The sequence below is a fragment of the Curtobacterium flaccumfaciens genome (assembly GCF_013359815.1).
Lineage (GTDB): Bacteria > Actinomycetota > Actinomycetes > Actinomycetales > Microbacteriaceae > Curtobacterium > Curtobacterium flaccumfaciens.
Genome location: NZ_JABMCF010000033.1, coordinates 1 through 18,747, shown reverse-complemented (window position 1 = coordinate 18,747; position 18,747 = coordinate 1). Strand labels below are relative to the sequence as shown.

Genomic DNA, 18,747 nt, shown 5'->3' with positions numbered 1-18,747 from the left:
TGTTCCGACGACGATGTGGAGTGACGCGATGACGCGTGTAGTGGTGACCGGTGGCAGCGGCAAGCTCGGACGAGCGGTGGTGCGCGACCTCGATGCGCACGGGTACGACGTGGTCCTGCTCGACCGCGTCCCCTCCCCCGACAAGCCCGAGCGTGTCCCGTTCGTGCGGATCGACCTGACCGACCACGGCCAGGTCCTGAACGCCCTGCTCGGCATCGACGACCGGTACGACCACGTCGACGCCGTCGTGCACCTCGCGGCGGTGCCGGCCCCGGGGCAGGTGCCCGATGTGGCCCTCATCACGAACAACGTGACCTCGTCGATCAACGTCTTCCACGCCGCACGTGCCGCGAAGATCAAGAACGTCGTGTGGGCGTCGAGCGAGACCCTGCTCGGCATCCCGATGGGCGAGCACCACCCGCCCTACCTGCCGGTCGACGAGGAGTTCGCCGTCCGGCCGCAGTCGTCGTACTCCCTCGGCAAGGCGGTGGAAGAGGAGATGGCCCGCCACTTCACGCGCTGGGACCCGGAGCTGAAGATGATCGGTCTGCGCTTCTCGAACGTGATGGACGAGACCGACTACCCGGCGTTCCCGTGGGACGCCACCCCCGAGGCGAAGACGTTCAACCTGTGGTCGTACATCGACTCCCGCGACGGGGCCCAGGCCGTCCGCCGGGCACTCGAGGCCGACCTCACCGGGTTCGAGGCGTTCGTCATCGCCAGCCCCGACACGGTGATGGACACCCCGACCATCGAGCTCGTCGAGCGCTTCGTGCCGGACATCGAGCGCCGTGCGGACATCGACGGCGTCAGCTCGCTGCTGTCGTCGGAGAAGGCCCGCGAACTCCTCGGCTACACGCCCGAGCACAGCTGGCGCGACCACCGCGCCTGATCGTCAGGCGGCGGGGACGAGCAGCCCGTCGAGCACCAGGTCGCGCGCCGCCGGCAGCAGGTCGGCGGCGAGCGCCTGCTCGTCCACGGCGGTGATCTGCGCGAGTGCGCCGATGATCGCCGCGACGGACAGGTCGCCGTCGCAGGCGCCCACGAACGCCGCGAGTGCGGTGTCCGCGTCCACCCGGCGCCCGAGCCCGCCGCCCTGCACCAGGGTCATCACGGTGGGATCGTCGTTGCCCGGCCAGTAGAACCGCTCCTCGGTGACGTCGCCGGCCACCGACAGGTGGGCGGCGGCGAGCGCGGCATCGTCGTGCGCGGCGAGCCAGGCGGCTGCGTCGAGGACGCGTGCGACCGTCGCGCCGAGGCCCGCGGGGTTGGAGCCGAGCGTCTCGGGGACCCGCTCGAACCGGCGGAGGCCGGACGTGCCTCCGGGCAGGGGTCGACGCACCACGACGTAGCCGAAGCCGACGCCGGTGACGCGACGGTCCGCGAAGTCGTCGAGCCAGGCGCCCATCAGGGTGTCGAACTCGGCCGTGCCGGGCTTCGTCCCGCCGTCGCGGATCCAGGTCTCCGCGTAGGACGTCGGGTCCTGCCGCTCGCGCTCGATCACCCACGCGTCGAGGTCGGTTTCGGCGAACCAGGCGCGCACGCGGTCCAGGCCGTCGACACCCCAGTGGTACTCCCAGTTGCCGAGGAGCTGAGCGGTGCCGCCGGGCTCCAGGTGGTCGGACAGGCCGCGGAGCACCGTCTCGACCAGGGCGTCGCCGACCATGCCGCCGTCGCGGTACTCGTACGACGGGACGCCCTCGCGACGGGGCGTGATGACGAAGGGCGGGTTCGAGACGATCCGGTCGAAGCGCTCTCCCGCGACCGGCTCGAACAGTGAGCCGAACCGGAAGTCGATGCCGTCGATGCCGTTCAACTGGGCGTTGAACCGGGCGATGTCGAGGGCACGGCGCGAGATGTCGGTGGCGACAACGTGGTCGGCGAAGCGCCGCGCGTGCATGGCCTGGATGCCGCACCCGGTGCCCAGGTCGAGCACACGCTCGACCGGGACGGGCACCTGCAGGCCGCTCAGCGTGGTGGTGGCGCCGCCGATGCCGAGCACGTGTTCCTCGCTGATCGCGTGCCCGAGGGCGAGCTCGCCGAGGTCGGAGACGATCCACCAGCTGCCGGCGCCGAGGTCGTCGACGAAGGCGTAGGGGCGCAGGTCGACGGTGGAGTGCACGAGCGCGTCGGCGCTGTCGCCTTCGCCTTCGCCTTCGCTGCGCAGCAGGCCCGCGGCGATGACGGCGTCGAGCCCGGCGGTCGGGAACGCCACACCGGCCTCGGACCGCGTCACCGGCAGGCCGAGCACGAACAGCGTCGCCAGGGTGCCGAGCGGCGTGGTCTCGCGGGCGGCGAGCGCACGGAGCGCGGCGACCCGCGAACCCCGGTGCAGCGATGCGGCGGCCTCGGCACCCCACAGGGAGTCGAGCCGGTCGACGGTGAAGCCGGCCGCTGTCAGGTCCGCGGCGAGCGCCGTGGTGACGGCGGGGTCCGCGGAGATCGACGGCAGCGTGCGCACCGTGTCCACGCCGGTGCCCGCGCCGGCGCTCACGAGGCGATCCCCTCGCGCAGCAGCGCCGCGGGGACCTGCCACTCGAGCACCAGGTCGAGGAGCCCGGGGAACCGCTGCTGCACGTCCTCGACGCGGACGCGGCTGACGCGGGTCAGGCCCTCGAGGTGCTGCTCGAGCAGACCGGCCTCGCGCAGGACCCGGAAGTGGTGGGTCAGCGTGGACTTCGGCCGGTCGATGCCGACCCAGCCGCAGCTGCGCTCACCCCCGGCCGCGTCGACCAGGTAGCGGTGCAGGATCGCGAGCCGGATCGGGTCGCTCAGGGCGTCCATCACGACCGGGAGGTCCATCTCGGCCACGGACGGCTGCGGCAGCCGTTCAGGAGCATCGACGTGCGCGGGCATGGACGGGACGCTACCACCGTTCGGCTTGCTGTACGACTTGCGTCGTACTGTTCGAGTGCGGTACGAATGCAGTCGTACTACACGGAGATGGAAAGGGGTGCGCATGCACCAGTCAGCTCGTTCGGTCGCCGGGTTCTGGATCCTGGCGGCGATGCTCCTGGTCTCGGTCGCGTCGTCGGCCGTGCCGTCGCCGATCTACCCGGTCTACGCAGCCGAGTGGCACCTCACCCCACTCATGCTCACCGGGGTCTTCGCCATCTACGTCGCCGGCCTGCTCGCGAGCCTGCTCGTGGCCGGTCGCCTGTCCGACCACGTCGGCCGCAAGCCCGTGCTGGTCGTCGGCGGCCTGGGCGTCGCACTGTCGCTCGGCCTGTTCGCGATGGCGGACGGGGTCGTCGCGCTCATCGTCGACCGGATCGTGCAGGGTGTCTCGGTCGGGCTGCTCATCGGAGCCCTCGGCGCGGCCCTCATCGACAACTCCCTCGAACGCCACCCGACCATGGCCGGCGTGCTGAACGGCGTCATCCCGCCGATCGCCCTGGCCACCGGCGCGATGTCGAGCGGCGCGCTCGTGCAGTGGGGTCCGGCGCCGGAGCAGCTCGTCTACCTGCTGTTCGGCGCGCTCCTCGTGCTCCTGGTGCTCGCGCTGTTCGTCGTCCCCGAGCAGGTGCAGCGTCGCCCCGGCGCGCTCCGCTCCCTGCGCCCGACGATCAGCGTGCCGCGGTCCTCACGCCGGCTGTTCCGCGGCGTCGCCGGGTCGCTCGTCGCCAGCTGGGCCCTCGGCGGTATGTTCCTGTCGATCGTGCCCTCGGCGCTCGGCACGGTGTTCGGCATCACGAACCACTTCGCCGCCGGTGCGCTCATCGCCGTGGTCACCGGCGTCGGCGCGCTGACCGGCCTGGCGATCCAGCGGATGGACACCCGTCGCGCGGTCCTGCTCGGACTCGTGGCCCTCGTACTCGGCTCGATCGTCACCGTGTCGTTCGTGTTCGCGCACTCCCTGCCGGGCATGGTCGTCGGCAGCGCCATCGCCGGTGTCGGCTTCGGCGCCGGATTCCAGGCACCGCTGCGGATGCTGCTCGCCACCGCTGCCCCGACCCACCGCGCCGGGCTGCTCTCCACGATCTACGTCGTCAGCTACCTGGCGTTCGGGGTGCCCTCGGTCATCGGCGGCCTGCTCGAGCCCTCGGTCGGTCTCGTCCCGGTCATCGCCGGGTACGGCGGCTTCATCGTGCTCGCCGCGGTCGTCGCCCTCGTGCTGCAGCTGTCGTCGAAGGACGCCGCCGAGGTCGAGGAGCGCGCGGCCGAGGTCATCGAGCGCACCGCCACCGGCTCGATCCGGGTCGCGGCCGAGTAGGCCCGGGTCGCGGCCGAGTAGGCACGGTGCGGCGATGCTCATTCAGTGCGAGGTTGATTGCTCGGTGCGAGCCTGCGGCGCCGCACGGAGCCATCAACCTCGCACGCGGTGACCAGCACCGCACGGTGCCGACGGCGCCAGCGCCCGTCCGCGGCGCTAGTGGCCCGGTCGCGCCGAGTTCGTCCCGCGAGCGCGCGCACGCACCCCGACGGTCCGCGCCGCCCCGGTGTGCGCAGCATCGACGTCGGCCTTGCCCCGGTCCGCAGCATCGCGCAGACGCTTCGGCCCGTGCCGCTTGGCCCAGTCCCAGAAGCGGTGCAGCTGCGCCTTGAGCCACGTGATGATCTTGTGGAAGAAGTGGAACTCGCTCGCCAGCACCGTGAGGCCGATGAACACCACGAGCCACCCCGGGCCCGGCAGCGGCACCAGGATCAGCCCGACGATGACGACCAGCCCGCCCACCAGACCGACCAGCACCTTGTAGAGCAGGTGCACGTGCGGCCGCGCGTGGATCCAGGTGCGCAGGCGGTGGAACCACTGGAAGCGCTGGCGCGGCGGGCCGTCGGCCCGGGCCTCGCCGGGTCGGTCGTTCGGGTCGCCGTCCATGCCGAAAACGTAGGGCGCGCGGCTGGGAATCAGCGGCGCGCGGGGTGGACGCAGGGTGCGCATGCCGGGAGGCGCGTGGCGGGGCCGCACCGCGCCTCCAGGCCGTCGGGCGGCACCGATCGCCTGCCCCTCACGCGTGCGTGACGCACGTCGCCGCCCACGGGACGGCGGCCAGCCGGGCCTCCGGGATCGGCTCGCCGCCGACCGTGCAGCGCCCGTAGGTGCCGTCGTCGAGTCGTGCGAGCGCTGCGTCCACCTGACGGACCCGCAGCTGCGCGCCGTCGCGGACCGCACCGAGCGAGCCGCGTTCCCAGGCCAGGGTCGCGCCCTCCGGGTCGTGCTCGTCGTCGGAGTTGGCATCCTGCCGGGCGTCGCTGACGTCACGCATGCTCCGCTCGACCTCGAGCAGCAGCCGTTCGTTGCGGGCGCGTTCGGCCTCGAGTGCGGGGCGGGGGTCCTCCATCCCGGCCACGGTAGTCGCGGCGGAATGGCCCCGCCTCCGGATGCGTTCGCATGGACATGACGAAGATCGGGTTCCTGTCGTTCGGACACTGGCGTGACGTGCCGGGGTCGAAGGTGCGCAGCGGGCGGGAGGCCCTGGTGCAGGCGATCGACCTCGCGGTCGCAGCCGAGGAAGCCGGCGTCGACGGCGCCTACTTCCGCGTCCACCACTTCGCGCCGCAGCAGGCCGCACCGTTCCCGCTGCTCTCCGCCATCGCCGCGAAGACCAGCCGGATCGAGATCGGCACAGGCGTCATCGACATGCGCTACGAGAACCCGCTCTACATGGCGGAAGAAGCCGCGGCCACCGACCTGATCTCCGGCGGCCGACTGCAGCTCGGCGTCTCCCGGGGATCACCCGAGACCGCCCTGGCCGGCTACCAGCAGTTCGGCTACGTGCCCGACGCCTCCGACGAGAACGGCGGCGACATGGCCCGAGCGCACACGAACGTGTTCCGCCGTGCGATCGCCGGCGAGCCGATGGCCAACGCCAACCCGCAGATGACCGGTTCGGTCGGGTCCCTGCCGATCTCCCCGCTGTCCGACTCACTCGGCGACCGGATCTGGTGGGGCGCCGGCACACGTGTCACCGCCGAGTGGACCGCTGAGCAGGGCATGAACCTGATGTCCTCGACCCTGCTGACGGAGGACACCGGCGTGCCCTTCGACCAGCTGCAGGCCGAGCAGATCGAGCGCTTCCGCCGGGTGTGGTCCGAGTCGGGCTGGGACCGCGAACCGCGCGTCTCGGTCTCGCGGAGCATCATCCCGATCATCGACGACGAGTCGCGCCACTACTTCGGCGTCCGCGCGCAGGTCGAGGGGCAGGACCAGGTCGGGCACCTCGACGGCGGGCTGGCCCGGTTCGGCCGGTCCTACATCGGTGAGCCCGAGCAGCTCGTCGCGGAGCTCACAGCCGACCAGGCCGTCCGTGCTGCCGACACCGTGCTCGTCACCGTGCCGAACCAGCTGGGCGTGGACTTCAACGCCCGGCTGCTCGCCGCCGTGAAGGACGTGTTCACCGAGGTCGACGCGGAGCCGGTCCCCGCCTGACCGGAAGACCTCAGCTGCTCGGCCAGAGCAGCCGGAACCGCTCGCACACGACCGGCATGTCCGGCGCGAACCCCCGCGGGTTCTCCGAGTGTGCACGCCAGAACGCCTCGTGCACGGTCCGCCAGTGTTCGAGCGTCCGGTCGCCTTCCCCCTCGGCCCAGGCGTGGTCGGCGTCGACCTGGTCGAACGGCACCACCCGGACCGCCGTCGTCTCGATGACGGCACGGGGCGCACCCGAGCCGTCGGTGACGATGCTCACCTCGTCGGCCGCGGGCAGTGGATCGCCGGTCGCCTCGTAGTCCCAGAGCGACGACGCCGTGCCGACCTTGACCCCGTCGAGCACGAGCTGCAGGAGCGCGTCCGCCTGCTCCGGGGTCGCGCCGAAGGACCACGCCTCCGGCACCTCCGTCGGAAGGCTCGGACGCTCGCTGCGTCGCACGGTCCAGAAGTCGTCGAACGTCGAGGGCACGCCCCGACCGTAGTGCACCGGTCCGGTCCCCCCTTGTGCTGACACCCGGCTGGGGACTGGGGCGAGGCCGACCGCGCTCCTAGGCTCGGGATCGTCGATCCACCCCGCACCTCGAGGAGCAACCGTGACGCTGCCGGCCGCAGGCTGGTTCCCGGACCCGCAGGACGCCCGTCGTCTGCGCTGGTGGGACGGTCGCACCTGGGGAGCGGCCACACGGGTCCCCGCGGCCGCTGCTGACCCGGTCACGCCGATCGTCGTCGCGCCGGTGGGGCCGTCGTTCTCGGTGCAGACCGCGGCGATCTGGACGGACGCGTGGGCATCGGGCACCGCCGGCGACCGTCGGCTCTGCGTGTTCACGGTGCTCGCGGTGCTGCTCGCCGTGGTCTCGGTCGTCGCGAACCCCTGGGGCCTGGCGGGACTGCTCGCCGTGGCGTGCGGGGTCATCGGCATCGTCCGTCCCGGGGCCGTCGGTGCCTGGGCGGTCCTGGCGCGGAGCGCTTCGGCGAGCGCCCTCGTCGTCGCGGTGACGACGACGGTCATCGCCGCGTCGGCCCAGTTCCACCTGTTCTGAGCGCGTAGCCCGCCGCCCGTCGCGATCCACGGCACTTCGTGAGCAGAAACGGTCGAGTGGGACGGCGCGACCCGACCATTTCTGCTCACGAAACGCGCCCGTCGCGCACCCGCAGGGCCCGCGCACCCGCACGGCCCGCGTAGACCACCTACCGCCGCGCCCGCGGGTGCGCCGTCTGGTACACGTCCCGCAGCATGTCCGCCGTGACCATCGTGTAGATCTGCGTCGTGGCGACACTCGCGTGTCCGAGCAGCTCCTGCACCACGCGCACATCAGCACCGCCCTCGAGCAGGTGCGTCGCGAACGAGTGCCGGAACGTGTGCGGTGACACGTGCGCCTCCAGGTCGGCGGCAGCAGCGGCGGCCTGGATCACGAGCCAGGCACTCTGCCGCGACAACCGCGCTCCACGGGCACCGAGGAACAGTGCCGGCGTCGACGGCCCTCGTGCCGCGAACACCGGCCGTGCCCGCACCAGGTACGCGTCGATCGCTGCACGGGCGAAGCTGCCGAGCGGCACGATGCGCTGCTTGTTGCCCTTGCCCGTGACCTTCACGACGGAGAGCTCGCCGTCGCCGTCCGACAGCGTCGTCACGTCGTCGACCGACAGCCCCACCGCCTCGGAGATCCGCGCACCGGTGGCGTAGAGCAGCTCGAGCAGGGCCTTGTCCCGCAGCTGGACGGGGTCGTCGGCGTCGACAGACACCGCCCCGAGCAGCCGTTCCATGTCCTCGACGGGGATCGCCTTCGGGAGCCGCATCGGAGCCTTCGGCGGCCGGACGGCGGTGCCGGGGTCGAGCGGCAACCAGCCCTCTCCCGCGGCGAAGGCGGTGAACGAACGGACCGAACTGAGCATCCGCGCGATCGACCGTGGCGCCAACGGTCCCGATGGTCGCGTGGCGAGGTGCTCGACAAACCCCGAGACGTCCGCCCGCGCCAACCGTGCCACGTCCTGCAGCACCGAGGAGCCCCCGGCCCGGTCCGCACCGTCCGACTCGACGACCGGTGCGGCCTCGAGCCACTCCGCGAACACGGCGAGGTCCCGCCGGTACGCCGACAACGTGTGCTGCGAGAGTCCCCGCTCGATCGCGACGTGCCGCAGGTACGTCTCCGCGGCACGGTCGAGGGGCATCACCTCAGCAGGCTAACCGGCGCGGGGCCACCCACACGTCAGTGCAACGCCTCGTCCGGCGCGCCCACGCGGAACCCGGTGAACGTCACGGTCAGCCCGGCCCGCGTCGGCCCGGCGCACAGCAGCCCCGCGGACACGACGGCGTCCGGGTCGAGGTACGCGACTCGGACGAGTCGGGGCTCCTCACCCTCGGCCCACGCCCGGATCGTCACGGCGTCACCATCGCGGCTCGCGCGGACGGTCACCACCCGGTTCACCCACTCCGGCACGGGCGACACCGACCAGTCCGAGAACCCGCGCGTCACCACGGCGCCGAGCTGCGGGGTTCCGTCCGAGAACTCCACGCCGGCCTTGATCCAGGCCTGTTCGTCGACGCGCAGGAACACCCCGGCCTGGTCGAACTGCTCGGTGTAGTCGAGCACGAACGACGCCTCGACCGAGAAGGGCCCGTCCGTCGGCTGCAGCAGCGCGTGCTCGGAGTCGTGCACGAACCCGTACGAGGTGGTCCGCCAGGCGTCACTGCCCTCGACCGCGGTGACGCGGAACACGTCGCCGTCGAACTCGGCGGCCTCCGGCTCGTGCGTCCACGTCCCGGTGCCGACCAGCTCGCGCAGACCGTCGCCCGCGGACCCGGTCACTTGCCGCGCTGTTCGATGGCCTCGACGGCGAGCGTCGCGACGACGAGGGCCGAGTTGTTGAGCCGACCGCCCAGGATCCCCTCGAGCAGCTCCGCCCGCGGGACCCAGCGCGTCACGATGTCGGCCTCTTCCGCCTCGCGCTCGAACGCGGACTCGGTCGACCGGACGCCGCGCGCCCGGTAGATCTGGATGAACTCGTCGCTGCCACCCGACGAGGTGTTGTACCGGACCAGGGGCTCCCACGTGTCGGCCTCGAGGTCGGCCTCCTCGCCCAGCTCGCGCTTCGCAGCCGTCAGGTGGTCCTCGCCCTCCATGTCGAGCAGACCGGCGGGCAGCTCCCAGTCGCGCAGCCGCACCGGGTGCCGGTACTGCTGGATGACCAGGACGCGGCCCTCGTCGTCCTCGGCGTACACGGCGACGGCGCCCGTGTGGTCGATGTACTCGCGGACCATCGAGTCGCCGTTGTACGCGACCGTGTCGCGGCGCACGTCCCAGACGGCGCCCTCGTACACGACGGTGGATTCGGTGACCTCGAAGGAGGCGGACTCGTCAGCGATCGGTGCGTCTGTCACGGCTCCATCCAAGCACGCGCGCGCCGGACGCCCCGTCGGAACCAGGTTCCGGACACAGCACCGCGTCGTTCCGTGGTTCCGTGTCCGGAACCAGGTGCCGTGGACGCGCTCCGGACGGACTGGAGGCGCGGTGCCAGCTGGCACCGCGCCTCCCGTCCGATCGTGGAGACCGGCGCTTACGCGACCTGCTCCTCGGTCTGCGGGTCGAACAGGCTGGACGCCTCGTGGCGCTCGATCGTGGCCGCGACGAGCCCCGCGAACAGCGGGTGCGCATCGGTCGGACGCGAGCGGAGCTCCGGGTGCGCCTGGGTGGCGATGTAGAACGGGTGCACGTCGCGCGGGAGCTCGACGTACTCCACCAGCGTGCCGTCGGGCGACGTGCCCGAGAAGACGAGGCCGGCGTCCGCGATCTGCTCGCGGTACTTGTTGTTCACCTCGTAGCGGTGACGGTGGCGCTCGGAGGCCTCGGGCGCTCCGTACAGCTCCGCCGCCAGCGAGCCCTGCGTGAACGACGCCGGGTACAGGCCCAGGCGCATCGTGCCGCCCAGGTCGCCACCGGCGATGATTTCGACCTGCTCCGCCATCGTCGCGATGACCGGGGTGGAGGTCTCCGGGTCGAACTCGGTGCTCGACGCGTCGGTCAGACCGACCTCGTGGCGGGCGTACTCGATGACCATGCACTGCAGGCCGAGGCACAGGCCGAGCGTCGGGATGCCCTGCTCGCGCGCGAACTTCAGCGCGCCGAGCTTGCCCTCGATGCCGCGCACGCCGAACCCACCGGGGATGCAGATGCCGTCGACGTCACCGAGCTGCTTCGCCGCGCCCTCGGGCGTGGTGCAGTCGTCGGACACGACCCACTTCAGCGTCACCTTGGCGTCGTGCGCGAAGCCGCCGGCACGGAGCGCCTCGGTGACGGACAGGTAGGCGTCCGGCAGGTCGATGTACTTGCCGACCAGCGCGATCGTGACGGCCTTCTTCGGCTCGTGCACGGCCTTCAGCACCGGGGTCCACGCGGTCCAGTCGACGGGACCGGCGTCGAGCTTGAGCGCCTCGACGATGACCTGGTCGAGGCCCTGGTTGTTCAGCAGCGTCGGCAGGTCGTAGATCGAGGGGACGTCCACGGCGTTCACCACGGCGTCCTCGTCGACGTCGCACATCAGCGCGATCTTGCGCTTGTTCGACTCCGACACCGGCCGGTCGCTGCGCAGCACGAGCGCGTCGGGTTGGATGCCGATCGAGCGCAGAGCGGCGACGGAGTGCTGCGTCGGCTTGGTCTTCTGCTCACCCGAGGCGTTCATGAACGGCACCAGGGAGACGTGCACGAAGAACACGTTGTTGCGGCCGAGCTCGTGCCGCACCTGTCGGGCGGACTCGATGAACGGCTGCGACTCGATGTCGCCGACGGTGCCACCGACCTCGGTGATGATGACGTCGGGCTGCGGGTCGTTCTGCGCCTGCTCGCGCATCCGGCGCTTGATCTCGTCGGTGATGTGCGGGATGACCTGCACCGTGTCGCCGAGGTACTCGCCGCGACGTTCCTTGGCGATCACCGTCGAGTACACCTGACCGGTCGTGACGTTCGCGGCCTGCGACAGGTTGATGTCGAGGAAGCGCTCGTAGTGCCCGATGTCGAGGTCCGTCTCCGCACCGTCGTCGGTCACGAAGACCTCGCCGTGCTGGAACGGGTTCATGGTGCCCGGGTCCACGTTGAGGTACGGGTCGAGCTTCTGCATGACGACCTTGAGGCCGCGAGCCGTGAGCAGGTTGCCGAGGCTGGCCGCCGTCAGGCCCTTGCCGAGAGACGAGACGACCCCGCCGGTCACGAAGATCTGCTTCGTCACCTTCGGGGTCGAGTTCGAAGAATTGGTACCGCCGCTGAGAGTGTCCGCCACGGGATTCCATCGTACGTCAGAACTGCCGGGAGGCGCGACCTCGGTTCGCCGTGGGCGTTGCGCGGGTGGGTGGTTGGGTCCTCGGGCCGTGGCCGGATCGGCGGGCGGCACCCGCCTGCTTGGTCGTCAGGCTCGCTGGCCGGCGACGTCGAGTAGCTCGCGGGCGTGCTCGATGCCGCTGGCGCTGTCGCCGAGCCCGGAGAGCAGCCGTGCCATCTCCTGCAGACGGTCCTCCCCCTCGAGCCGGCGCACGCTCGACGAGGTCACGGCACCGCTGGCGTCCTTCACGACGTTGAGGTGGTTGTTCGCGAAGGCCGCGACCTGGGCCAGGTGCGTGACGACGATGACCTGCGTGCGCTCGGCGAGCTTCGCCAGCCGTCGGCCGATCTCGATCGCCGCCGCCCCACCGACACCGGCGTCGACCTCGTCGAAGACGAACGTCGGCACCGTGGTGCTGCCGGCCATGACGACCTCGATCGCGAGCATCACGCGGGACAGCTCACCGCCGGACGCCCCCTTGCCGATCGGCCGGGGGTCGGTGCCCGAGTGCGGCTGGAGCAGGATCGTCACCTGGTCACGGCCGTGGCGGCGGTACTCGCCGGCGTCGGTGACCTCGACCACCAGGGTCGCGCCACCCATCGCGAGGGTCTTCAGCTCAGCGGTCACGCGCTTCGCCAGGTCGGTCGCCGCCTTGGTGCGCGCCGTCGTGAGCGCGGCGGCGGCGGACTCGAGCGCCTGCTCGTCCTGCTCGACCGACTGCTGCAATGCCGCGATCCGGTCGTCGTCGCCGTCGAGCTCGAGCAGCCGGTCGCTCGCGCGCTGTCCGTAGGCGATGACGTCGTCCACCGTCTCGCCGTACTTGCGGGTGAGGCCGGCCAGCAGGGCTCGGCGTTCGTTGATGAGTTCGAGGTCGTGCCCGGCCTCGGGTTCCAGGGAACCGAGGTAGCTCGAGATGCTCGCCGAGGCCTCGGCCGCCTGGATCCCGAGCTCCGTGAGCTGCTCGAGCACCGGCTGCAGGGCACTGTCCGAGGACGCGACGCGCTCCACGGCACGGCGTGCGGACTCGACCAGGCCGACGACGTCGGAGACGCCGTCGAGGGACTCGCTGGACAACGCCTCGTGTGCCAGGGCCGCGGACAACCGGAGCTCCTCGAGGTTGCCCAACCGTTCGGCGCGCTCGGCCAGTTCGACGTCCTCGCCGGGCTGCGGGTCGGCGGCCTCGATCTCGTCGGAGGCCGCGCGGATCCGCTCGGCCTCGGCCACCCGGTCGTCCCGGTCGCGGACCAGGACCTCGAGTTCACCGACGTGCTGCTGCCAGGCGTCGTACGCGGCGACGTACCGGGCGAGGGCCTTCTCGAGCGAGGCTCCCCCGAACCCGTCGAGGGCAGCCCGCTGCGCCGTGGCCGAGGTGAGGCGGATCTGGTCCGACTGCCCGTGCACGGTGACGAGCTGGTCGGCGAGCTCGCCGAGCACCGCCACGGGCGCACTCCGACCGCCCACCGTGGCACGGCTGCGCCCCTCGGCGGAGACCGTGCGGGTGAGGATGAGTTCGCCGTCCTCGACGGTGCCGCCGGCGTCCTCGACGCGTTCGGCGACGGCGTCCTGCTCGGGGACGTGCCAGCGGCCTTCGACGACGGCGCTCGACGCACCGCGGCGCACCGAGCCGGCATCGGCCCGCGCACCGAGCAGCAGTCCGAGCGCGGTGACGATCATCGTCTTGCCCGCACCGGTCTCCCCGGTGACGACGGTGAAGCCCGGCCCGAGTTCGAGCGTGGTCTCACCGATGACACCGAGGTCGCGGATCGCGATCTCCTCGATCAACGGTCGTCCTCCGTCGTTCGCTGCGCCACGGCCGACCGGGCGGAAGCGATGCTGCGCCCATCCACGCCGATCATCGGTCGTCCTCCGTGCTCATCGGGTGTTCTCCGGACTCATCGGTCGTCCTCGTCGCTCTGGGGGCCGCGCCACCCGGCGACGGGCAGCTGGAACTTCGCGACCAGGCGGTCGGTGAACGGAGCGTCCTTGAGTCGGGCGACCCGCACCGGGTCGGGCGAACGTCGGACCTCGACTCGGGCGCCCGGGGGCAGGTCGTGGGTCCGTCGGCCGTCGCACCAGAGGACACCGACGCCGCTCGTGCGCCGCAGGACCTCGATCGCGAGCGTGCAGTCCGGCCCGACGACGATCGGACGGGCGAACAGGGCGTGGGCGCTCAGCGGCACCATGAGGAGCGCGTCGACGTCCGGCCACACGATGGGGCCACCGCCGGAGAACGAGTACGCCGTGGAGCCGGTCGGGGTCGACACGACCACGCCGTCGCAGCCGAAGGACGACAGCGGGCGGCCGTCGACCTCGGTGACGACCTCGAGCATCCGCTCCCGCGAGGCCTTCTCGATCGTGGCCTCGTTCAGCGCCCAGCTCGAGTAGACGATCTGGTTGCCGACGACCACGTCGACCTGCAGGGTGACGCGTTCCTCGACGTTGTACTCGCCGGACAGCGCGCGCTCGACCGTCTCGGACAGACCGTCGCGCTCGCTCTCGGCCAGGAACCCGACGTGCCCGAGGTTCACCCCGATCAGTGGAGCGCCGGTGTTCCGCACGAGTTCGGCCGCGCGGAGGATCGTGCCGTCGCCACCGAGCACGATGACGATCTCGAGCTGGTTCGGCTGGACGTCGACGCCGAGGATGTCGACCTTGCCGACCGACGCCTCGGCACGACGGATGTCGGCGTACTCGTCGAAGGGCATGACGGGCGTGAGACCGGCTGCGTGCAGGAGGTCGCAGACCTCGACCGCAGCGTCGATCGAGTCACGGCGACCCGTGTGGGACACGAGCAGGATGTGCCGTTCGTCACTCATGAAGACCCTTCCGTGAGTTCGGTCGCCCGGACTCTCCATTCTGTCGGATTGCCCCCGACACCGCGCTGGAAGCGGGCCAGGTACTCGTGGTTGCCGTGTGTCCCGACGATCGGGGACGCGGCGAGCCCACTGGTGCCGAGGCCCAGGTCCCACGCCGCCCACAGCACGTTCATGAGCGCGTCGTTCCGGAGCCCGGCGTCGTGCACGATGCCCTCGCGGACACCGCCACGACCCACTTCGAACTGGGGCTTCACCAGGAGCACGAACTCGTCCGCGGGGACGGCTTCGGCCAGCGCCGGCAGCACGAGTCGGAGCGAGATGAAGGACAGGTCCCCCACCACCAGGCTCGTCTCGCCGGCGGCGCCGTCGAGCGCCAGGTAGTCGGCGCGCGTGAGGTTCCGCGCGTTCGTCCCCTCGACCACGGCGACGCGTTCGTCGAGCGCGATGGTCGGGTGCAGCTGTCCGTGCCCCACGTCGAGCGCGATGACACGGCGCGCGCCGCGTGCGAGCAGCACCTGGGTGAACCCACCGGTGCTCGCGCCCACGTCGAGCACGACCCGACCGGAAGCGTCGACGTCGAATGCGTCGAGCGCACCGACGAGCTTCCGGGCCGCCCGCGAGACCCACTCGTCCGCGGCGTCGACCTCGATGTCCGCGTCGGATGCGATCGGCGTCGACGGCTTCAGGACGGCACGGCCACCCACGAGCACCCGGCCGTCCTGGATCAGCTTGCGGGCGACGGTGCGCGACCGTGCGAGCCCGCGTGCAGCGAGGAGGGCGTCGAGGCGGACCGGGGTCGCGTCGTGCACGGCTCCGTCCGGCTCAGGCACTCGCGGAGCCGCCGCTCTCGAGCCGCGTCCGCAGCTCGTCGTGCAGGGCGGAGAAGGCGTCGGCGCGTTCGGCGAGCGGCAGGGCCTCGGCCTCGGCGGTGCGCGCGGCGAAGGCGTCCTGCTGCTCGGGTTCGGCGGACGGCTGCTCGGGGTTCGGCACGTCCGACACGCTACTCGCCGCCGTACAGCTGCGGGTCCACGTCGAGGCCGTAGATGGCCAACCCGGACTCCCAGATGAGCGTCGAGCCGGCCCGGAGCCGATCGATGTCCGTCCCGGCGTCGAGCACCCGGACGACGTGCCCGCGCATCGCCACCGTCGCAGTACCGACGGTCACGTACCGGGTGCCGTCCTCGTCCTCGCGCCGCACCGTCTCCGGGTACGGCTGGGACAGCCCCCGGAGGTCTTCGAGCACGTAGGTGGGACGCGAGCGCTGGTCGGCCGCGAGCACCTGCTTCGCCTTGTCGATGCCGGTGAGCACGAGCACGCTCGGGATCCCGACGTCGTTCGCACCCTTGATGTCGGTGTCCAACCGGTCCCCGATGAACAGGGTCCGACCGCCGCCGAAGCGCTCGACCGCCGTGTCGAAGATCGGCCGCTCGGGCTTGCCGGCGACCACGGGCATCCGGCCGACCGCCTGGTGCACGGCGGACACGAGCGTGCCGTTGCCGGGCGCGATGCCCCGCTCGACCGGGATCGACCAGTCCATGTTCGTGGCCACCCACGGCACGTCCGGGTCGGCCAGGGCGAAGGAGGCCTCGGCCAGTTCCTTCCAGCCGAGGTCCGGTGAGAAGCCCTGGATGACCGCTGCCGGGGAGTCCTCGGCACTCGAGGTGACCGTGAACCCGGCTTCCTCGACGATGCTGGACAGGCCGAGCCCGCCGGTGACCAGGACGGTCGCTCCGGCCGGCACCAGGGTCGCGAGCAGCTGGACGCCGGCCTGCGACGAGGTGACGACGTCGCCCTCGGACACCTCGAGCCCGTAGCGCTCGAGGTGTTCAGCGACGTCGACCGGCCGGCGCGATGCGTTGTTCGTGATGTAGCCGACCCGCGCCGTGAGCGACGCCCGGGTCAGCGCCTCGACCGCGTGCGGGATGGCGTTGCGGCCCCGGTAGACGACGCCGTCGAGGTCGGTGAGGACCACGTCGACGCCGTCGGTCAAGGCCGCCGAGTGCTCAGCCGGCTGCGGAGCCGTCGACGTCGCGGGGGTTGTCGTCGTCGATCTCGCCGGGCTCGTCGGCTGCGGAGGTGTCGTCGTCGAGGGCGTCGAGGGCGGGTTCGTCGTCGACGTCGTCGGCAGATTCGTCGTCGCCGTCGAGTTCGTCGGTCGCGACGTCGTCGGCTCCGAGGTCATCGGCGGCGTCGTCCCCGGCGTCTCCGTGTTCTTCGACTTCGAGCGTTTCCTCGACCACATCAACTGTCTCCCAAGCGTTGTCGTCCGCGATTTCGGCGAGGGCCGCTGCCGCGCGGTCCACACGGGCCCACCACTCGTCGGCCTCGTCCTGTCGACCGAGCTCCTCGAGCGTGGCCGCGTAAGCACTGTAGAGCGCCGGGGACCACGTGTAGGCGGTGGACGGGTCGAGCTGTGGAATCTCCAGCTCGCCGAGGGCGGCTGTGGGATTCCCGAGGTCGAGACGAGCGCCGGACATGGCGATCGCGAGCTCGACCTGCACCGGGGTCTCGAGGGCCGAGCGCTCGACCGAACGACCGAGCTCGAGTGCCCGCTCCGGACGGCCCAGGCCACGCTCGCAGTCCACCATCATCGGGAGCTGGTCGTTGCGACCGGAGATCCGACGGTAGGTGCGGAGCTCCCGGAGCGCGGTGGCGAAGTCGCCGAGGCGGTAAGCGGTGATCGCGGCCGTCTCGCGGACGACACCGACACGACCGGCACGACGAGCAGCGCTCAGGGCGTGCTGGTTGGCCGTCTCGGGGTCGTCGTCGACGAAGAGTGCGGCGGCCACGAGGTGACGGGCAACCCAGTCGGCGTTGTCCTTACTGAGGGTCTTCAGCTCCATCCGGGCGGCGGGGTCGAGGTCGCGCGCCTGGATCTCCTCGGGGATCTCCGGGTCGTCGTGGCGCGGACGGATCGACTTCGTGCCGTAGGGGTCGCGGTCCTCCCAGTCGTCGCGCGCGGCCTCACCGAAACGGGCGCCGGCGTGACGGCTGCCGTCACCGAAACGACGACGGTCTTCGCCGCCGTCGCGAGCCGGGCGATCCGACGAACTCCCGCGGAACGGACGGTCGGATGAACCACCACGGGCCGGACGGTCGGACGAACCACCACGGGCCGGACGGTCGGACGAACCACCACGGTACGGACGGTCTCCGTCACGAGCGGGACGATCGGAGCCCCCGCGGTACGGGCGGTCCCCGTCACGAGCGGGACGATCGGAGCCCCCGCGGTACGGGCGGTCGCCATCGCGACGCGGACGGTCTGAACCGCCCTGGAAGGGTCGGTCCCCGTCACGGCGCGGCCGATCCGACGACCCGCCACGGTACGGACGGTCGCCATCACGAGCGGGACGGTCCGAGCCCCCGCGGTACGGGCGATCGCCATCACGACGCGGACGGTCTGAACCACCCTGGAACGGGCGGTCACCGTCACGGCGCGGACGGTCAGAGCTCCCACCACGGAACGGACGAACACCGTCACGAGCCGGGCGGTCCGAGCCTCCACGGTAGGGACGATCGCCGTCGCGTCGCGGCCGATCGGCACCGCGCGGACCATCGCCACGCGGCGGCCGGCCAGAGTCACCACGGTCGCCCTGCCACGACGGACGGTCGTTCCGGTCGCCGGACCGGAACGGACGATCCCCATCGCGACGCGGAGCGCTGTCCCGGCGGGGTGCACCGTCACGGAACGGACGGTCTCCACCCTGCGGACGATCACGACGGTCGCCTTCGCGGCGCTCGAACTCACGAGGACCGGACGACCAACGACCATCGCTCTGGCCGTCCCGACGCGGAGCGCCGCCGCGACGCGGGAACCGGTCGCCGTCCCGCCGGGGTCGATCTCCGCGGTCCCCGTCGTTCCGCCGCTGATCGTCGTCGTTCGCCACCGTTGCTCCTCATCGCGTGCCCGGTGCAGTGCCTCGGGCGTTCGTCCGCTGTGTCGTTGTGTTGGGTGCCGCGTCAGTTTCCCGACGTCGGCTTCCAGTCCATCACGAACCGGAGCCGGCGTCGAGTGAACGGCGGCAGAAACAGAAATGGCCACCGGCCCCGACCCAGAACGAGGGTTTCCCCTGCGAATTCTCGATGGAGGGCCGATGGCCACATCTTTCATACGTTAAGTCCGGCGGCGTCCTACTCTCCCACAAGGTCCCCCTTGCAGTACCATCGGCGCTGAGAGGCTTAGCTTCCGGGTTCGGAATGTGACCGGGCGTTTCCCTCTCGCTATGACCACCGGAACACTCTCGACCAGAT

Annotated in this window: 20 protein-coding genes and 1 rRNA gene; 4 read left to right on the top strand and 17 right to left on the bottom strand. The window is 71.5% G+C overall.

Annotation, left to right across the window (positions count from 1 at the left end; all coding sequences use genetic code 11):
- The first annotated feature begins 28 nt into the window (after positions 1-28).
- Entirely contained in the window at positions 29-892 is an 864-nt protein-coding gene (locus HP445_RS04535; protein WP_071245140.1) for an NAD-dependent epimerase/dehydratase family protein, read from the top strand.
- 3 nt (positions 893-895) lie between these two features.
- On the opposite strand, the gene HP445_RS04530 is transcribed toward HP445_RS04535, so the two are convergent.
- Together HP445_RS04530 and HP445_RS04525 are read right to left on the bottom strand one after the other, a co-directional pair.
- On the bottom strand, positions 896-2,494 hold the full coding sequence (locus tag HP445_RS04530; RefSeq protein WP_241660415.1) for a DUF7059 domain-containing protein: 1,599 nt from the start codon (positions 2,492-2,494) through the stop codon (positions 896-898).
- Positions 2,491-2,856: an ArsR/SmtB family transcription factor gene (locus HP445_RS04525; protein WP_111095917.1), complete on the bottom strand. Its 366-nt coding sequence runs from the start codon at positions 2,854-2,856 to the stop codon at positions 2,491-2,493. Before HP445_RS04525 ends, HP445_RS04530 begins: the two co-directional genes overlap by 4 nt.
- 103 nt (positions 2,857-2,959) lie before the next feature.
- Here HP445_RS04525 and HP445_RS04520 point away from each other — a divergent pair, with 103 nt between their 5' ends.
- Positions 2,960-4,213, top strand: a complete 1,254-nt coding sequence (locus tag HP445_RS04520; RefSeq protein ID WP_128780694.1) for an MFS transporter — start codon at positions 2,960-2,962, stop codon at positions 4,211-4,213.
- Positions 4,214-4,369: 156 nt separating this feature from the next.
- Here HP445_RS04520 and HP445_RS04515 read toward each other — a convergent pair whose 3' ends face one another.
- Positions 4,370-4,819 carry a TIGR02611 family protein gene (locus HP445_RS04515; protein WP_128780693.1) on the bottom strand — a complete coding sequence of 150 codons (450 nt, stop codon included), beginning with the start codon at positions 4,817-4,819 and terminating at the stop codon, positions 4,370-4,372.
- Between the two features lie 130 nt (positions 4,820-4,949).
- The gene (locus tag HP445_RS04510) at positions 4,950-5,282 is read right to left on the bottom strand and encodes a TraR/DksA family transcriptional regulator (RefSeq protein ID WP_128780692.1); all 333 of its coding nucleotides are present in this window, start codon (positions 5,280-5,282) and stop codon (positions 4,950-4,952) included.
- A 50-nt stretch (positions 5,283-5,332) separates the two neighbouring features.
- On the opposite strand from HP445_RS04510, the gene HP445_RS04505 reads away from it, so the two are divergent.
- Positions 5,333-6,370 (top strand): LLM class flavin-dependent oxidoreductase, encoded by a 1,038-nt coding sequence (locus HP445_RS04505; protein WP_128780691.1) that lies wholly within the window; start codon positions 5,333-5,335, stop codon positions 6,368-6,370.
- Between the two features lie 10 nt (positions 6,371-6,380).
- Here HP445_RS04505 and HP445_RS04500 read toward each other — a convergent pair whose 3' ends face one another.
- Positions 6,381-6,839, bottom strand: coding sequence for an ASCH domain-containing protein (locus HP445_RS04500; protein WP_206647614.1), 459 nt, complete (start codon positions 6,837-6,839; stop codon positions 6,381-6,383).
- 124 nt (positions 6,840-6,963) lie between these two features.
- Between HP445_RS04500 and HP445_RS04495 the strand changes: the two genes are divergently transcribed.
- Complete coding sequence (locus HP445_RS04495) at positions 6,964-7,410, top strand: DUF2510 domain-containing protein (RefSeq protein ID WP_164941186.1); 447 nt, start codon at positions 6,964-6,966, stop codon at positions 7,408-7,410.
- A 148-nt stretch (positions 7,411-7,558) separates the two neighbouring features.
- Here the strand turns inward: HP445_RS04495 and HP445_RS04490 are convergent, their stop codons facing one another.
- The 12 genes from HP445_RS04490 to rrf form a co-directional block, all read right to left on the bottom strand.
- Positions 7,559-8,539: a site-specific tyrosine recombinase XerD gene (locus HP445_RS04490; RefSeq protein ID WP_128780688.1), complete on the bottom strand. Its 981-nt coding sequence runs from the start codon at positions 8,537-8,539 to the stop codon at positions 7,559-7,561.
- 38 nt (positions 8,540-8,577) lie between these two features.
- Positions 8,578-9,177 carry a DUF1349 domain-containing protein gene (locus tag HP445_RS04485; protein ID WP_128780687.1) on the bottom strand — a complete coding sequence of 200 codons (600 nt, stop codon included), beginning with the start codon at positions 9,175-9,177 and terminating at the stop codon, positions 8,578-8,580.
- Positions 9,174-9,749, bottom strand: coding sequence for an NUDIX domain-containing protein (locus HP445_RS04480; RefSeq protein ID WP_071245128.1), 576 nt, complete (start codon positions 9,747-9,749; stop codon positions 9,174-9,176). Before HP445_RS04480 ends, HP445_RS04485 begins: the two co-directional genes overlap by 4 nt.
- A 176-nt stretch (positions 9,750-9,925) precedes the next feature.
- Positions 9,926-11,641: a CTP synthase gene (pyrG, locus tag HP445_RS04475; RefSeq protein WP_128780686.1), complete on the bottom strand. Its 1,716-nt coding sequence runs from the start codon at positions 11,639-11,641 to the stop codon at positions 9,926-9,928.
- A gap of 126 nt (positions 11,642-11,767) precedes the next feature.
- The gene (gene recN / locus HP445_RS04470; RefSeq protein WP_128780685.1) at positions 11,768-13,462 is read right to left on the bottom strand and encodes a DNA repair protein RecN; all 1,695 of its coding nucleotides are present in this window, start codon (positions 13,460-13,462) and stop codon (positions 11,768-11,770) included.
- Positions 13,463-13,572: 110 nt separating this feature from the next.
- Positions 13,573-14,496 (bottom strand): NAD kinase, encoded by a 924-nt coding sequence (locus HP445_RS04465; RefSeq protein WP_071245131.1) that lies wholly within the window; start codon positions 14,494-14,496, stop codon positions 13,573-13,575.
- Entirely contained in the window at positions 14,493-15,326 is an 834-nt protein-coding gene (locus HP445_RS04460; protein WP_128780684.1) for a TlyA family RNA methyltransferase, read from the bottom strand. The genes HP445_RS04465 and HP445_RS04460 overlap by 4 nt, the downstream gene beginning before the upstream one ends.
- Complete coding sequence (locus tag HP445_RS04455; RefSeq protein WP_164941184.1) at positions 15,319-15,486, bottom strand: hypothetical protein; 168 nt, start codon at positions 15,484-15,486, stop codon at positions 15,319-15,321. Before HP445_RS04455 ends, HP445_RS04460 begins: the two co-directional genes overlap by 8 nt.
- A 10-nt stretch (positions 15,487-15,496) precedes the next feature.
- Positions 15,497-16,486, bottom strand: a complete 990-nt coding sequence (locus HP445_RS04450; RefSeq protein WP_128780683.1) for an HAD-IIA family hydrolase — start codon at positions 16,484-16,486, stop codon at positions 15,497-15,499.
- Between the two features lie 13 nt (positions 16,487-16,499).
- On the bottom strand, positions 16,500-17,339 hold the full coding sequence (locus HP445_RS04445) for a tetratricopeptide repeat protein (protein ID WP_128780682.1): 840 nt from the start codon (positions 17,337-17,339) through the stop codon (positions 16,500-16,502).
- A complete protein-coding gene (locus tag HP445_RS04440) occupies positions 17,330-18,598 on the bottom strand; it encodes a hypothetical protein (RefSeq protein WP_128780681.1) in 1,269 nt (422 codons plus the stop codon). The genes HP445_RS04445 and HP445_RS04440 overlap by 10 nt, the downstream gene beginning before the upstream one ends.
- 16 nt (positions 18,599-18,614) lie before the next feature.
- A 5S ribosomal RNA gene (gene rrf / locus HP445_RS04435) occupies positions 18,615-18,731 on the bottom strand.
- Positions 18,732-18,747: the final 16 nt, after the last annotated feature.